The sequence below is a fragment of the Enterococcus sp. S22(2020) genome (assembly GCF_020295385.1).
Lineage (GTDB): Bacteria > Bacillota > Bacilli > Lactobacillales > Enterococcaceae > Enterococcus_L > Enterococcus_L dunnyi.
In genome coordinates, this window is the sequence record NZ_JACFUD010000007.1 from 111,583 (window position 1) to 127,516 (window position 15,934).

Annotated in this window: 19 protein-coding genes; 14 read left to right on the forward strand and 5 right to left on the reverse strand. The window is 31.7% G+C overall.

The features are described 5' to 3' along the window. The first annotated feature begins 389 nt into the window (after positions 1–389). On the forward strand, positions 390–644 hold the full coding sequence (locus H3T55_RS14575; RefSeq protein ID WP_225535186.1) for a hypothetical protein: 255 nt from the start codon (positions 390–392) through the stop codon (positions 642–644). 633 nt (positions 645–1,277) lie between these two features. On the opposite strand, the gene H3T55_RS14580 is transcribed toward H3T55_RS14575, so the two are convergent. The 4 genes from H3T55_RS14580 to H3T55_RS14595 all read right to left on the reverse strand — a co-directional run bounded on the left by H3T55_RS14580 (position 1,278) and on the right by H3T55_RS14595 (position 5,941). Then, positions 1,278–2,102, reverse strand: a complete 825-nt coding sequence (locus tag H3T55_RS14580) for a hypothetical protein (RefSeq protein WP_225535185.1) — start codon at positions 2,100–2,102, stop codon at positions 1,278–1,280. Continuing rightward, positions 2,099–4,210 (reverse strand): sensor histidine kinase, encoded by a 2,112-nt coding sequence (locus H3T55_RS14585; RefSeq protein ID WP_225535184.1) that lies wholly within the window; start codon positions 4,208–4,210, stop codon positions 2,099–2,101. The genes H3T55_RS14580 and H3T55_RS14585 overlap by 4 nt, the downstream gene beginning before the upstream one ends. A gap of 23 nt (positions 4,211–4,233) precedes the next feature. Further along, positions 4,234–5,415 (reverse strand): DNA cytosine methyltransferase, encoded by a 1,182-nt coding sequence (locus H3T55_RS14590; RefSeq protein ID WP_225535182.1) that lies wholly within the window; start codon positions 5,413–5,415, stop codon positions 4,234–4,236. A 163-nt stretch (positions 5,416–5,578) separates the two neighbouring features. Next, complete coding sequence (locus tag H3T55_RS14595; protein ID WP_225535180.1) at positions 5,579–5,941, reverse strand: helix-turn-helix domain-containing protein; 363 nt, start codon at positions 5,939–5,941, stop codon at positions 5,579–5,581. A 322-nt stretch (positions 5,942–6,263) separates the two neighbouring features. Here H3T55_RS14595 and H3T55_RS14600 point away from each other — a divergent pair, with 322 nt between their 5' ends. From H3T55_RS14600 to H3T55_RS14650, 11 genes are all read left to right on the forward strand, one after another. Continuing rightward, the gene (locus tag H3T55_RS14600; protein ID WP_412523584.1) at positions 6,264–6,866 is read left to right on the forward strand and encodes a hypothetical protein; all 603 of its coding nucleotides are present in this window, start codon (positions 6,264–6,266) and stop codon (positions 6,864–6,866) included. A 46-nt stretch (positions 6,867–6,912) separates the two neighbouring features. Next, positions 6,913–7,152 (forward strand): hypothetical protein, encoded by a 240-nt coding sequence (locus tag H3T55_RS14605; protein ID WP_225535179.1) that lies wholly within the window; start codon positions 6,913–6,915, stop codon positions 7,150–7,152. Positions 7,153–7,156: 4 nt separating this feature from the next. Further along, positions 7,157–7,489 (forward strand): hypothetical protein, encoded by a 333-nt coding sequence (locus H3T55_RS14610; RefSeq protein ID WP_225535178.1) that lies wholly within the window; start codon positions 7,157–7,159, stop codon positions 7,487–7,489. 109 nt (positions 7,490–7,598) lie between these two features. Further along, positions 7,599–7,859, forward strand: a complete 261-nt coding sequence (locus H3T55_RS14615) for a hypothetical protein (protein ID WP_225550219.1) — start codon at positions 7,599–7,601, stop codon at positions 7,857–7,859. A gap of 603 nt (positions 7,860–8,462) precedes the next feature. Beyond that, a complete protein-coding gene (locus H3T55_RS14620) occupies positions 8,463–8,819 on the forward strand; it encodes a DUF3846 domain-containing protein (protein WP_225535177.1) in 357 nt (118 codons plus the stop codon). A gap of 72 nt (positions 8,820–8,891) precedes the next feature. Next, positions 8,892–9,155, forward strand: coding sequence for a DUF3130 family protein (locus H3T55_RS14625; protein WP_202059929.1), 264 nt, complete (start codon positions 8,892–8,894; stop codon positions 9,153–9,155). After that, positions 9,155–9,526: a hypothetical protein gene (locus tag H3T55_RS14630; RefSeq protein ID WP_225535175.1), complete on the forward strand. Its 372-nt coding sequence runs from the start codon at positions 9,155–9,157 to the stop codon at positions 9,524–9,526. Before H3T55_RS14625 ends, H3T55_RS14630 begins: the two co-directional genes overlap by 1 nt. After that, the gene (locus tag H3T55_RS16745; protein ID WP_225535173.1) at positions 9,513–11,024 is read left to right on the forward strand and encodes a T7SS effector LXG polymorphic toxin; all 1,512 of its coding nucleotides are present in this window, start codon (positions 9,513–9,515) and stop codon (positions 11,022–11,024) included. The genes H3T55_RS14630 and H3T55_RS16745 overlap by 14 nt, the downstream gene beginning before the upstream one ends. Before the next feature lie 12 nt (positions 11,025–11,036). Next, a complete protein-coding gene (locus tag H3T55_RS14640) occupies positions 11,037–11,513 on the forward strand; it encodes a hypothetical protein (protein WP_225535172.1) in 477 nt (158 codons plus the stop codon). A gap of 14 nt (positions 11,514–11,527) precedes the next feature. Next, the gene (gene imm48 / locus H3T55_RS14645; RefSeq protein ID WP_225535170.1) at positions 11,528–11,926 is read left to right on the forward strand and encodes an Imm48 family immunity protein; all 399 of its coding nucleotides are present in this window, start codon (positions 11,528–11,530) and stop codon (positions 11,924–11,926) included. 162 nt (positions 11,927–12,088) lie between these two features. After that, entirely contained in the window at positions 12,089–12,700 is a 612-nt protein-coding gene (locus H3T55_RS14650) for a recombinase family protein (RefSeq protein WP_225535353.1), read from the forward strand. On the opposite strand, the gene H3T55_RS14655 is transcribed toward H3T55_RS14650, so the two are convergent. Further along, positions 12,697–13,074, reverse strand: coding sequence for a helix-turn-helix domain-containing protein (locus H3T55_RS14655; protein WP_225535167.1), 378 nt, complete (start codon positions 13,072–13,074; stop codon positions 12,697–12,699). The two genes, H3T55_RS14650 and H3T55_RS14655, sit on opposite strands and share 4 nt — an antisense overlap. 399 nt (positions 13,075–13,473) lie before the next feature. On the opposite strand from H3T55_RS14655, the gene H3T55_RS14660 reads away from it, so the two are divergent. Then, positions 13,474–15,009 (forward strand): hypothetical protein, encoded by a 1,536-nt coding sequence (locus tag H3T55_RS14660; RefSeq protein WP_225535166.1) that lies wholly within the window; start codon positions 13,474–13,476, stop codon positions 15,007–15,009. Continuing rightward, the gene (locus tag H3T55_RS14665; protein ID WP_225535164.1) at positions 14,996–15,934 is read left to right on the forward strand and encodes a DNA cytosine methyltransferase; all 939 of its coding nucleotides are present in this window, start codon (positions 14,996–14,998) and stop codon (positions 15,932–15,934) included. Before H3T55_RS14660 ends, H3T55_RS14665 begins: the two co-directional genes overlap by 14 nt.

The following is a 15,934-nucleotide window of genomic DNA, read 5'->3' on the forward strand; positions in this document are numbered from 1 at the left end:
TAAGTTTCAGTACTAGTATCAGAGTAGGTTAAACCCCTGAAATTCCACTCATAGAGGTCCTACCTTCTCTAGCTAACGTAGAATAGGTACGGTATAATTTGTGAGAATTCAATTTTACTAAATCAGGGTTTCTTCTACGAATTGAATTCAAACCGATAATTCAAATAATCTATATGTACTGGTACATTCATTGCTCCTTTACCATTAACATAAGTAAATAGAAATTATTCCTTAGTTTGTTTAATATCAATTTGTTTCAATAGTTAAGCAACGTATATTTACATTTAATCACCAATATTATCCTATATGGATAATATTCTTTAGATTATATTTCTAAATAAAATAGTGTATGATTTCTTATAACATATTATAGTATATGAGAATTAAATATGAATCTAGAAAATAGAGAGAATAAATTTAAAAGAATTACTAAAAATAGACTTACAAAAATTCAAGACAGTATGTTACTTATCGAAAGCTTAAGTTATTCACGTTTTTATACATATACTGATAAGGGGATTAATGAAGTTCTTAACGATTATGAAGAAAAAGGTTTAGAAATTATGAATTCTTTTTTACTAAACACTTTAATTTCAACAAGTTCTTTAAACTCTAATTTCAAATTTTCACCTCCTACTGATTAAACACGATAAAAAAAGTATAAAATTTCATGAATTATTGAATCTAGACTTTAATTGTTAATTCATTAAACAATCTAAGAAATAGAAGTAACTATGTATGTGATAAAAACGATGTTGAAGAGCTTTTTTTAGTATATAAATAAGTAGGTATATCATGTCGACAAAGATATTAACCTTATTATCTCGTTAAAAATATATTTACATATTAATACTCTATTTAAATCTTCTGATAAAGTTCTGGAAAGGTTCTTCTTAACAAATAGGTCCCAACTAACGTCCCAAAACACAAGAAAAGACACCTTCCAAATAAATGGAAAGTGTCTTGAAATGTTGCAATTGTATTCGTAAGCGAATAAATTCGCAACGACTCCAACAATTAACGTTTTGAGAATTGTGAAGCTTTACGGGCTTTCTTAAGACCTGGTTTTTTAGCACTGAATTATAATAAATATAAAAATCCTTATAAAACATGGTGTTCAACAACACTGTAGTGAGAAAGAATTCAATTTTTTTACATTTGTTTTAGTTCAATGGTGTGAATTTTGGAAATAAAAAACAATTGCGAGCCGAAATATTATAATAAACTATTCATTAGTCTGCTAAAAATTAACCTCCGTATAGGGTTTAATAAAAATTTTAATAATATTTTTTGTTTAAGAATTCTACAATCTCATCTTTCTGCTGAATCAGGGACTTTCTTTCCTTATCAAGTTCACTTTCAAAAATAACTACTTCTTTGTTAGGATCGTTGTTATTCATTGATTTTATATAGTATCCTTTTTCCGCGTTATACAATTCATCTACATGTGCTAGTAAATTTCTTTTATCAACTAACCTATACCAATTTTCAAAGAAGTCATTATATTTATTCCTGTTATTAGCATGAATTTTTTCTCTTTTATATCTCCCTATAAGTTGTTTGTATGTTATATTTTCATCGTCAACACAATTTAGCTTAGTTCGCAGTTTATATTCTATCTCGGCATTCTCACACATATATCTGCCTCTTATTGCATTTAGTTCGTCCCACCTACATAGAATCACATCAATAGCTTTTTTGAAGTTCTCTCTTTCATTCCCATTACCTATAGAAAAAAAAGTGAAATTCGAAAAAACATCTATCATTTTATCTTTTAAAACACCTATTACATCATCTTTTATAACTGAATATTCATTGTTTGAATACAAAATCACAAACTGCTTATAACCATTTTTTTCACGAATTTTTTCTAAATAAGTCAATCCAGTTTCTGAATCATTTAAATTGTAATCAGAAATAAAAAAATCATATCTCTTTGTAGATGATAATTCTTTATATGCAGAGTTAAAATCTTCAAGCTCAATAATATCTGCTACATACCCTTTTTCTTCAAGTAAATCAATAACTGTTGATTTCCTACTTTTATGAGAGAATCCTGACAGTTCATCATCCAACCATAGTACTTTTACATTCTTTCTCATACTCCATCTCCAAAACTTATTGTAAACTTCACTAAATTATCGTCTAGATTAGTCGCAGAAATTTCCCAACCAAAATCTTTGCAAATTTCATGACACATATACATACCTATACCTGAACCACCTTTTTTTGAAGAAACACCTAATTTAAATACATTTTCTACAGGATTAATGTCAATTGGTCCTGTGTCGGTCACAAAGTTAAACCCAGAATTATCTTCTTCAAAATAGATACTAATTGTTGTTGGATTTCTCTCTAAGGCATTTAGAATAAGATTATCAATTAGCACTCCAAAATCATATATATTAATTTTTTTAGTTACTTTTTCATGTCCAAAATCTAGATTTAAACTTACGCTACTGTTTATAGCGTAGTCTAGATAACTTTTTAGATAAGACTTAATTTCAATATTTTCCCATTTGCTAAATGTTTCAAAATTGATACGTAGAATCTGTTTTTTTATTGACGATAATTTATCCGAAGATTTTCTAATACTAAATAAAGCTTCTCCAAACTTTTCTTTTTCATCATCATTCATTAGACTAAACATGTAATCTGTAGCACCATTCAATTCATTAGCAACTTTTCCTAATTCATGAAACAACATCTTTTGTCTCTCTGGGTTTTCTTTTTCCAATATTCTTTCAGTTACTTCTACTCGTTCTTGTAATTTTTGAGCCTTTTGCTCTATTTTCTTCTTGTCTTTCTTTACTTGTGTTATCTCTTTCTTTGTTTCAGAAATAACCTCTTTTAGATTTTTTTGAATTTCTTTTTTCTCTTCGGGCTTTACATCATCATAGTTGAGTAATTCAAATCGCTTCCCTAAAGGTTGAGCATTTTTCGGTATTGCATATTTCTCTTGTTCAAGAATTTCAAATTTCTTAAACCTTTTCAATAATTTGTTTATAGCATTAGCTTCATCATCCCGTATATCATCAATTTCACTTTCGCCAAATTTTACTAGCTGCATATAAGATTCAAGTGGGCGCTGTATTAACTCCATATATACTTTTTCTAAAGATACAGTATACTCATTACTTACAAACCCTCTATCCCTAGAACTGACCTCTTTAAAATGATTCTGCTTATCGATTATATTGATCCACCCCAAGAGCTCACGATGTGCCAAAAAACGATTATAACCTTGCCCCTTCCTCAAGTTTAAACCAAAAGAGTCAAAATCAGGTTCACCATAAGGAAATATTCTAAAGTTATTTTTATATAAAAATATTGATCCGTATTGTATAGCTCGTTGCCCCATAAGTCTTTTAAAATTATTTTTTGCAATAGAATTCAAATAATATATTTTAAAAAAAACATCGTTTAAAATACTATAGTTTTTCATCGTTATGGAATATATCACCTTTGTTTTATCAATTAAAGCCAATTTAATAATTCCACTCTTGATAGTGCATTCCATATAGATTGTTTTAGTATCTAAAACATTTGCGACATTATTACTAACATACCTATCAATTTCAGCAATTCCAGAATTAGAAGAAATGTACTTCACATTAATTTTTATTTTTTCATCATCAACAAAAGGATTAATTAATCTCTGCAGAGATGAAATCACTTTTTCAACCCTATCAGATGTCCATTCATCCCTCAGTTCTTCAATTCTTAATGTAGTACCTGTCAAATTAATTATATCTACATTCGTATCAACGGACTCATTAGACAAGTATCTAACATTCAATTCTTCAAATTTTTGCAACGAATTCTTTTCAAAGTCTCCCCAATTAATAGAAAGCTGACTATCTTGTCCTTCTTTTTTACTACGTAGAACCATCGAAGCTCCTAAACGATCACATGAAAAGCGCCCTATCCCTTTAGAGCCAGCATATGTTTCTTCAATTTGATCCTTTTTTTCAGAATATGCTACAAATAACCATTTATCTGTAATATCGTCATAATCCATCCCTTTACCGTCATCTCTAATCTCAATAAAGTTTTCAAATGAATTAATAATAATCTCTACATTTTTTGATTTTGCATCATAACTATTCTTTACTAACTCAAAAATAGCAACAAGCTCATTGGTTATTAAATCTCGCCCAATTATGTCTTTCAGCCCCGTGCTTACTTTAAAATGCAACATTTCTTCCATGCAAATACCTCCATAAAACACTATTATAGAAACTTCAAAATTGATTTTCCTACTTGTTCGGCAAATAATGGTGGTACTGCATTAGCTACCTGCGTATACCTTGGCACATCTTTTTTTCTTCTAGCACCACCTGTAGTATATCTTCCTTTGAAATAAAAATTATCAGGAAAACTTTGTATCCTAGCATGTTCTCTAACTGTCATTATTCTAGGTTCACTATAATGAATAAAATCATCTGGTATCGAGGTAATAGTCGAACAAATGCATTTTCTCTTTAAAGGAGTAACTCCTCTTTTTTTTAAGCCTTGGACTAATCCGCTTGACGGAGTAATCCTAAAGCTTTTATCACTAACTGTCATCAGATCATTAAACAACTTCTCTGTTTCTTCTCTATGTTTTGCAAATCTATGACTATCTGGTATGCTTCCTCTTTTTAAGTCTTTTCTCATAAGTTTTTGATAGTTACTTATTTTTCTAGAATACTTTCCATTCTTAAACCCCTTAGTATCCATACTATCTAACTCACCATTTTTTCTTTCAAGATCACCAATTGCCTGATTTATTGTAACTGGTATTTTTATACTCCTCTCATGCAAAAAAAGTGTTTTTTCTTGTTGTAAACTGAGAAAAAATTCTTGAGGATTTCCTTTTTTAGATGCAAATAAAATAAATCGCTTTCTCTTCTGTGGAACACCGTAATCTGACATATTAATTACTGTAGAATCAACACTATAACCAAGTTTTTTAAGCTCATTTATTAATTTAACCGAGAAAGGAACACCTTTGTTATTTTTCTCTTTAAACGCTACTGTAAAACCATGAACATTTTCGAAAAATAGTGCTTTAGGTTGAACTATTCTAACAAACTCTATATAGGAATTAACTAAACTATTCCTAAGATCCTCACTATCTCTCTTACCTGCCATAGAAAAGCCTTGACATGGCGGACCACCAACAATTAAATCGACAGTCCCCTTGAGATTCATTAGCTCTTTTTTATGTTGCTGTATTAACTTATTAATATCCCAATTTTTTAACTCTAGCCAGTCAGGCCATGAAAAATGATTTCTATTGTCTATTAAATTATATTTAAGGGTTGCAAATGCATCTTCGTTTTTTTCGACAGCAAATAACCCATGTAGACCAGCATTATGTAACCCTAAAGATAACCCTCCGCAACCGGCAAAAAGGTCAATGTAATTCATAGTACACCTTCCTTAATTGAATAAAACATCATCATTTTAACACTACATCCTTACAAACTAAATGTCAATTAAAATATATTTCATGTATATTTTTATTAGTCAATTTTTTAACATTTAGTTATCAAAACAATAAACACAAACTCTTGAATTAATTCCATCAAAATTATTTTATTTTTAACAAAGACTGAATTATAGCTATAAACTCCATCCTATTAGGATGTATGTCGACTTCTTTAATCAAATCCACCAATTCAGGAGAAGTTTCTTCAACTACTCTCTTTTCTTGTTCAAACTCATCAAAAAATTCTGAATAAGAAACATCTAATCCTTTTAAAATAGCTGTAAAGGTAACTAAAGATATTTTAACAGCTCCCTTTTCAATCTGCCCAACGGTACTCCTGCTTATAGCAGATCGTTCAGCTAGATTTTCTTGTGTGATTCCTTTTTTCTTACGAAGATAGACAATGTGATTAATAATTCTGTCAGCTTCATTTTTTGCAAACTTTTTTACATCTTCTTCGTTCATTATTAATCCTCCATCCCAATTTCTATTTAAAGTCTAAATGATAGATAAGTTCTACTCCATTCATCAAAAACTACATTTTTTAATTTTGTTTGAAATAATGAGAATTTGTTGTATAATATTTGATGAGCAATAAATAAATTAAGAAAAAGGAGTTTTTTAGATGAAAAAGATTTTAGTTACCTCAGTAGTTAGTAGCTCAGTACTTTTTGGCATACTTTTAGCTTCAAACGAATCTTATGCGGCTAGTTGGACAGCTAACACACCAGAGATGTTAAAAATTCAGGATGGACAAACTAGCTACACAATGGTTTTGGGAGATACTTTGTGGGCAATATCTCAACGGACTAATCTGACTGTTCAAGCTTTAGCAGCTATCAACGGAATTAATTTAACTTTAGGAGAACAATATTTATTACCAGTAGGTCGCACAATTTATTTTGATGGGAATACGGTTATTGTAAAAGAAGCAAATGGAAATGTTGTAAGTGAAACTATAGTAACTGACAAACAAAAGGTGAATCCAGATCAGAATGTAGGTGAGTCGGTTAACCCTATAGTTACAACACCACCAGTTATTACACCAGAAGTACCAATTAATCCGGTAGAACCAGTGGAGCCGACTAATCCAACAACTCCAGTCAAACCTGTAGACCCTACAGAACCAACAACCCCAGTTGAGCCAACGGATCCCACTAATCCAGTAGAACCTACAGAGCCAACAGACCCAGAAGTACCAGAAGGTCCATATGTAGGCGCACAAATTCCGGGTGTAGAAAATGGACTTGTAGGAACATATACTGATGACATGGCTCTAATGGATGCGATGGATGCTTACAAGCTAGCAAACGATTTACATGGCTCAGATTGGGATTATGTGATTTTGAATAATGGATATGGATTTTATGCAGTTTGGGCAAACCAGTGAGTAATACTATGATTAAATGAAGAAACATACACGAGGAGGTAATAACATGGTTGACTATAAGGATTGTTTTACAAAAAACGAGTGGAACGAACTAATGGCTGCAAAAGAAGTTGCTAATAATTCTCCTGTTGAACTTCGTGTCTCTTCTCCACTCTTTGGAAAAGAAACAACATACTCACTCTTCTTAAATGATATTTCCTTAATAGGCCAAGGATTCACATTATCAGATGCCAATTGGCCTTATGCAAAACAAATACTTCAACAGCACTTTAATCTAAAGGAATAAACATATGAAAGATTTAATGACTAAAAAAAAATTGTTTTTACTGACTACTCCGGTTCTATTCATTTTGTTCTTTTTATTCTACAAAACTATTTTAGGGTTTTTAGCCATGCTTTTCGCATTTTTTATAGTGATACTGCTAGCAGTATTCTTTATTTACATGGCAAAAAGATCCATTTACCATAACTTTTTTAGTCTCAAAGCAAAAGAACGAGAACAATTACAGAAAGATGAAATGCAAGTTCGAAAAAAAATAAAACAAGCTACTCAACAGCAACGAGAAATGGAAAAACAAAAACGGAGTGACCGCATATTTAACAAGAGGAATACGTGGGAATAGACATCTGCTTAGATGTCTATTTTTGTTCAGTAACTTTTAAAGATGATTAATATTTTCTGTATTTAAAAATCCTTTATTCTAGCTGTGTTCCCTATAATTATGCGATAAAATGGTTTTTAAAGAGGTGATGGCAATAGATTATTCACAACTATTTTCTGACATTGAATGGCTAAATCTAAAAGATACCAAACTACTAGTTGGGGAAAGACCTGTTAAAATCTTCATTAATACAGAACCATACCACTATACACTAGAAATTTACCTGTCAGAAATATGCATTTTTGATAAAAAGGTGGATGATATGGTTCATTTGGATGTCCTTAAAAGATTTCTAATATGTCTTTTTAATGTGGAAGAAATGATTGTATAAATTGTTATTTATTTAGTTATAAGAGAATTGACTATTTTCGTGAATAAAATAGTTAGTTCTCTTTTTCGTTGCTATCATGCTATTTTTTAGTGAGAATCAGTTAAACATTATAGCTGATTGATTTTTTTTAGTGAGAATTGATTAAACATATCAAGTGTGAAATCATTGCATTTTGCTAAAATTGTGAGAATTCTTTGGACATTTTAGCATTTATAAAATTAAGTTGTGAGAATCACCTGAACATATTAGACATAAAACATGAGTTTGAATGAGTAGAAATTGAGCCTGTCACAAAAAAATTAGTTTATCATCATGATAAACTCTCAGCAATTTCTTCAAAAATGAACAAAAAAGCAGCTTAAATAGTGTCTTTTTCTGTAAAACAGCTATTTATTTAAAAAGTTTATCATGATGATAAACTCTTACTTCTTTTCAACTAATATGTATAGAGTATTCTCACAAAGTTATGTCACCCAATTTTTTGTTCAGGGAATCCATATTCGTTATTTTATATTAAGAATTCAATTACCTTATTTTTTGAATACAAATATATATACTATGATAAAATTAAGATTAGAGAGTAATAGAAAGGAATAGTCGATAATGTCATATGCACTAAAAATATATGTTAAAGATGAGATAGTTATGTCTCATAAAATTACGTGGAATGATGATAACGATCTGGCGGTAATCCAAAAAAGCTTAAATGTAGATTCTGCGGATGTTCAATCATTAACTGACTCAATCGATGCTTGGATTGATGATTTTGGAGCATTAAAAAAAGGAAATTATATCATTGGTTTAAATATTAATGGTAATGACTACCAATTAGCTGGAAAAATCTTATTGTTAGGGTTAGATAGCGACACCGGGAAAACACGTGGTTTATCGAAAAAAGAAATAGAGTGGATCAATCATAATATCCAAATTTGGCAAAAACCAATTGGCTTTATTAACTAAGTGAGTTTTACAACAATGGTAACAGAAGTTATAATATATTAAACAAATTGAATAATAAGGAGATTAAAATATATGGCTGTTATCAAAAATAATCCAGAACGTGCGGAACACTATGCATCACAGCTAAAAACACATGGTACCGTCTCATTTGATCCTGCAGTAACTATTAGTTTTTCAGAAAGCGGAGCAGTATCTGGGCTAACACAGGCTTTGGCACTTTCTACCGAAGTAGTCACTCTATTTTCTCAGGTTGCTACTAAAGAAGGAGATAATATTACTAAGTTATCTAATTATTGGATAGCAAAAGATGCTGAAATCGCTGGGGGAGCAAACTAATGACGGAAGAAACTCTCTCTCTAGAAGAATTACAAAAAAAAGAACGTCAATTAGCGGAATACCTTGAAGATTTGGATAGAGAAGAAAGGAAAATGTCCGAAAATCTGGAAATTTATAAACAAATCCAACAACAAGAACAACGTTTATTAGAAGAAGTTGCTTTTCTGAGTCAAGGAACAGTAGCCGAAGCCTCTGCCCTTCGATCTTATGATGAGCAGCAACTAATTGAACGCCAAAGAAGACAAACATTCTCAGATATTGAAGAAGCATTTCAACAACAAAAACGTTCATTAAGAGATACTTTAAGCGATACAGAATATCAACGAATGAACATAGAAAATCAGGAGGATACAACTAGTGACGAAGATTGACTATTCTGAATTAACCAGTGTACAACAAACTGTTCAACGAGCTAGATTAGCTATTTTAGATCACTTTAATCCATTCAACACTACTATAAATGAGTTTTCCGGTGAATCTGAGCTTACGGGAGATTCATGGGATTCTGCTAAAAACTATTTAACTCAACTTCCGCCCATCGTAACAGGAGTATTCAACACGTTGGCAGAGGTTGGTGAAACATTAGACCTCTATCTTTCTAGTTTTCAAGCAGAGGTTGGTAGCCCTAAAAACAGATTGGATTCGGAAGAACTTATTGACTTAAACAATCGTTTAAATAGTATAAAAAGTGAAAAGGCCTCTATCTTAGCTGAAATTCAACGAGGCGCAAATATGGTAAAATATGGACCACAAACAACCATGTTTGGTACTTCTTTCTCCAGTCTTGGAACTACCGCATTAGATAACTCTATTGAAGATTTAAACAAAGATATTGAAATACTTGAAAAATATGTATCTTTTGAAGCAGCACATGCTAATGATTTCTCTACTGTTCAAGATGCACTCACTCAATTAAAAACAGGTTTGCCAGAATTAAATCGGTCGGTTTCTTTTGAAGCAGGCACAGGAAACTTTTCTACTATTTCCCTAAAAGATAAAGAATGGTATAAAAATATTGGTAAATATAATGAAACACAACCAACAGAACGCCTAGAAATGGTGAAAACTTATAAAGCAATGTATAGAGAAAATGGAACACTGCTGGGTTATGAAGTTGTTTACGAAATTTATAGAAATGGCGAAAGAAATGAAGAATTGACAACTAAAATGACTGATATGATGAGAGAAGCTCAGTTAGGTGAGTTGGGTAATTTTATCTTAGAAACGACAGGAATTAATGATTTCTATAGATATTTTAATGGTGTTGACCCTATTACCGGAGAAAAGCTAACAAATAATCAGCGCTCCCTTTCTGGCTTATTAGGATTGCTAGGAGCCGTATCTACTGCAGAAGGAATCAAGATGCTAACAAATTTACAAAAAGGTTATGCAATGATGCAAGGTGTAGATATTGCAGATGATATTGCTAGGGCAAGTACCGTCTCTGATGATATTTTGGTCGATTCATATAAGAACTTAAGAACTAATAAAGACACACCTGGTCAAGCCCACCACTTAAATCAAGATGCTGCATTTAGAGATTATATTCCTAAAAATGATGGATTAGCAGTAAAATTAGAAGGGAATATTTTTACAGACATTGGAAGTCCACATTATAACGCTCATGAAAGCTTAGAAGGTTTTTGGAATAATTATAGAAAAAATGGCGAGTTACTTGGATTAAAACCTTCGTTATCTGATTATAATGCTGCATTAAAGCAATCTCTTCTAAATGCCGGGTTATCCGAAGCACAAGCAGATGCTGCTGTATTAAAAGCCGCTGCCCAACAAGCAAATGCAGGGTTATTTTCTGATGATTTTATCCCTCGAATCCCTGGTAGAATAAATCTGCCAAAACCAAAACCTTAATGGAGAATACCAATGAATTTAAAAAAAGAAATTATCCTTTCCTTATGTACCATTGATTTTTTATCACATACTAAAGACTTGAATATTCCTTTTGAATACCCAAAAGATTTGAAAGATGCAGCAAAAAGCATAAACAATCTACAATGGGAAAATCTTTGTTTAGAAGAGATTGGTAATGTTACTGCATTTCTCTCAAAAAATAATAAAGAACTATATAAAAAGACTTGGAATGAACTAGCAATAGAAATAAAGAAACAAGTCATTCCAACTATTGAGAAAAAGTTAACTACCTTAATTGAAGAACAAAAAATTTTGAAAGAAATGATAAACCAAATTTTATTTGATATAATAAATATTGCGTTGTACAAAAGTTATGATGATATTTACACATCTGAATTTTATGATTTATTATTAAATATTTACCAAAGTGGCTATATTCCCTGTGGTTGGAATGGACAATATCCCAAAGGAACTATAAAAGTAATTTGAATGGAGTGAATGTTTTGGAAGAAAATAATGATTTTTTCAATCAGAGTGAAGTAATGTCAGACGAACTACTTAAAGTGGTTAAAATAAATTTGAATGATGAGCAAGAAAAACAGATATTAAGCACATATCTATTTGGTATGCTAAATGGTCTTGGTAGAGAATGCGGAGCTAAACCCACAGACATCCAAGCTAATCTAATTAAGCTCTTAACAAACAAACTTGATTATTCCATTGAAAGTGCAACTCAACTAAGTCAATTTATTATTAACTCAACCGATAGAGAATTTCATCCCACCATGTTTTCAATTATCCATCGTGGGTTAGAAAGCTATTATATGTACAAAGAAAAAGATTATACTAAATTGGCGAATGATTTTAACGAGATTTTAGATACCATAAAAAAAGGAAGTTAACCTTAATAAGAGTAACGTTATTAGTGAGCGACAGCATTTATTGGCTGTCGTTTTTTTGTAAATTTTACCTATACTCTGCGCTGACACTATACAATGCTTGCGATATAATGTTTTTGTTGTAAACAATACATGTAAAATAAAGATGTGAAGGTTTAGGTGAAAATTATGAAGGTTGGCTATATTCGAGTCTCAACAACCAAGCAAAATTTAGATCGACAGTTAAAACAGATGTCAGACGAAAAAGTGGACAAGCTATTTGAAGAAAAAGTAAGTGGTAAAAACACTAACCGAGCAGAATTTCAAAAAATGTTAAACTTTGTTAGACAAGATGATGCAGTTGTCGTTACGTCGTTAGACCGTTTAGGTAGAAATTATGATGATATTAAATCAACAGTCTCAGAATTGCACTCTAAAAATGTAGCATTAAAAATTCTAGATGCCCCCTTCCTGAATTTTAATACAGGTAATAGATTGCTTGATAAAGCAATGTTTGACATGTTTCTATCATTATTAAGCTACATCGCACAAAATGAACGTGAAAAGATTAAAGACAGACAACGAGAAGGAATTGCTTTAGCGAAAGAAAGAGGTATTTATAAAGGGCGGTTACCAGAATATGGCCCCAATGTTAATGATCCACAAAAAAGGATTATCTATGAAACTGTATGTCTGTTACTAAAACAACAAGTTGCCATAACTACAATCGCCAAAACTGTAGGTCTTTCTCGACCGACCATCTATAAAATTAAAAAGATTGCTTCCCAAGTCAATTAAATATGCTGGGAAGCAATCTTTATTTTAATTATCTCTAAAATCTCATGTCTATCACGTTCCGATAGTAGAGAGAAACCTTGAATCAGGGCAGCTAACTGACTCGAAGATTCTTCTATATCTAGCTTTGCTGGTAAAATAGACACATGCTTTTCTTTTTTATCATCAACAAGAGATTCATCTACTAACTCTTCTATCGTTAAATCTAACAGCCCAGTTAACTTAGGCAAATGAACTTCCGCAGGTTTAAACAAAGAATTCTCCCAAGACGAGATGGTACTCACAGGGCAACTTAACTCTTCAGATAGCTGCTTTTGTGTGAGTTGCTTAACTTTCCTAGCTTTAAAAATATTTTTAGCATAGTTCTTTTTTTGCATAGTTACCTCCAATAATTAGTTAGAGCAGATTCATAATTACGATAGATTTGAAATATAGAAAAACACAAGTACAGATAAATCATAACAACAGTAGCTAGGTATGACTAAGATCGATTACATAAATACAGGTATGTAGTAAGAACTTCTTGCCTATCATATTATTATCTTTATTTATTATATCAGGGGATAGAGAAATTGGAAACATAGGAAAAAACATAAGTTCCATATGGATGAACAAAATAAATACATAGTTAAAAACACTGCTAAATAGGCTTTTAAACCATTGATTTCCAACCATCTATATAATGACGGAAAATCGCTTTCTGGATATGATATAGTATTTCTCGTAGACATAAGCGCGCGTGAATTTGCTACAAAACAAATAAAGGAGGTTATCGTATGCACGATAACAAAATAAACGATAACAGAATTAATGAGTTTTTAAGCACATTCCGGAAAAATATTTCATATGGTTACACACCAATTACACAATTTTTGCCAGAACCTATTGAAGTAACCAAAATTGAAACAAGAGATGTCCTAAACTTTGGAAAAATGGTTACAAAGATGAGTTCCAAACCAAAATCTCACTTCTGCTCTTTGCAGAAAGGAGAGCTATTCACTAGAGACCTATTGGATATGGTTGAGGGAAAGTATCATAATGTATTTTTTAGTCCATCCATTTATCGAGTTTACAGACGAAAAAAAGAATATGCTCTTTATCTAACAGCTTTATTTGTAGATATTGATCACTGCTCTGTACGCGAAGCACTGGAACGAATTAAGAGCTTACCCGAGGAGCTACAGGCTCCCACATTCATAATACGCTCCGGAGCTGGTGTTCATGTATATTATGTTTTAGGCTTTAAACCCAAAGCATCAAAATATGTCAAATTATGGGAACACACAATGGAAGCACTAAGGCACATATTAGATGGTGATCCAAAAGTCATTGAATCTGCTCGACTAATGAGACTTCCATACACTTGGAACACTAAAGCAAATGCAATGTGTGAATTTGTTAGTTTTCATCCTGAGCGATCATTCGATCTAATAAAAGTAGCAGATTGTTTAGGAGTATTTAAAAAATATAAGACGAAATCCAGCTATTCCAAAAACAAGCAGAAAAAAAAGGCAAAGAAAAAGATACAATACCAAACAAATAGTTATAGCCAAGATTTCAAGAACGAAATCATAGAGCTTACAAAATTACGGGCTACCCATGGACTGGATATTGGAAATAGAAATAACACTCTCTTTCTATTAAAACAGTTAAGAGCAACAGATAAGACTTTAGACTATGTAAATAACGAAATATTTTCAGAACCTCTTTCGGATACAGAAATTACTTATATTAAAGAATATGGCTCAAATACTAGTCAACCTCTCTCATTTCCCAATAGAGCAAAATCTGTGACAAAGTTACAAGTAACCGCAGAAGAGCAAAAATTATTCAGGTATTTAGTGGATGAAGATGTTTACGAGACGAGAAAAGCAATAGCCTTTATAAAAGATAGACCACTTTATTCATTGATGGGGTACTTATTGAAATTATTGCAACGTAAATATGCCAAAAAAAAGAATGTATCATTAAAGACTTTAGCAAAAGAGCTGAAAATTAGTACAAAGACTGTATCTAAATTTAGAAGTAGCAGAAATCAACGAGAGGATTATCTTCAGGTAACTAGGCGTTTAAATGAAGTAAAACAAGAAGTTGAAAGAGTAACTACTAACTATCTTTCAACTTTAAATAAAGATAAAAATAAGCAACCAGTTGTTGAAGAGCTTCAGGAGTTTCAGGAGTTACTAGAAAAGTTGGAAGTATTAATAGAACAAAGTAAAGAGTTTCAGAAAAAACGATTAACAATGACAGAATATAAGAAGCTATTGCGGCTAATAAACAAATTGGAGGAACTTAGAAATGGATGTTTGTAGCGTTTATAGTGGCATTGGTGGCTTGGATTTAGGATTCCAAGCCGCTGGCTTCCACATTAATCAGGCAATTGATATGGATGAATATTGTATTCAGGCTTACAAAGCTAATATCTCAGATAATATCATTTGCGGATTAGTGAAAGAGCATATCGAAGAGTTTCTCCCCCATGATCTCCTCATTGGTGGACCATCATGTCAACCATACAGCACTTTAGGGCTTATGAGAGGATTAGATGATGAACGAGCCAAAGCTTTTTATGACGTGTTAGAGATCACAAGAAAGCACCATACGAAGGTTCTGGTATTAGAGAATGTTGCAAACCTTTTGCGGCATCAAAATGGAGAAACATTCAGATATATGGAAGACTGCCTAGATTATTTTGGATACTATATATACCACCAGATTTTAGATACTAAAAATTTTGGTATTCCAGCAAATCGCCGACGTGTATTTATTGTTTGCTTTAGAAAAGAGTATTTTAAAGATGAGCCTTTTAAGTTTCCCAGCGGTTTTCCTTTGAAAACAACTTTACAAGAGTTGTTGGACGAGATTGTTGATACAAAATACTTCTTAAGTAAAAAGACAGCACAAAATGTTTTGGACATACCAAGTGGAAATGGCACTCGGTTAATTAATCCACCAGTTGCAAAAACTTTAACAACAAAAATCAGTACAAATAATAAAGTAACGCAAAATACTTACGTTACAGATACAAAAAATGCAACAGATTCAGAAAAGAGTACCTTGAGGCGGTTAACACCTAATGAATGCCGGAAACTACAAGGGTTCCCAGATTCTTGGAGACAAGTCACATCAGACTTTCAGGCATACAAACAATTTGGCAACGCCGTAACCGTTCCTGTTGCAGAGGCATTAGCGATATCTATAAAAAAATATATAAATGATAATTTAAAGGAGAGATAG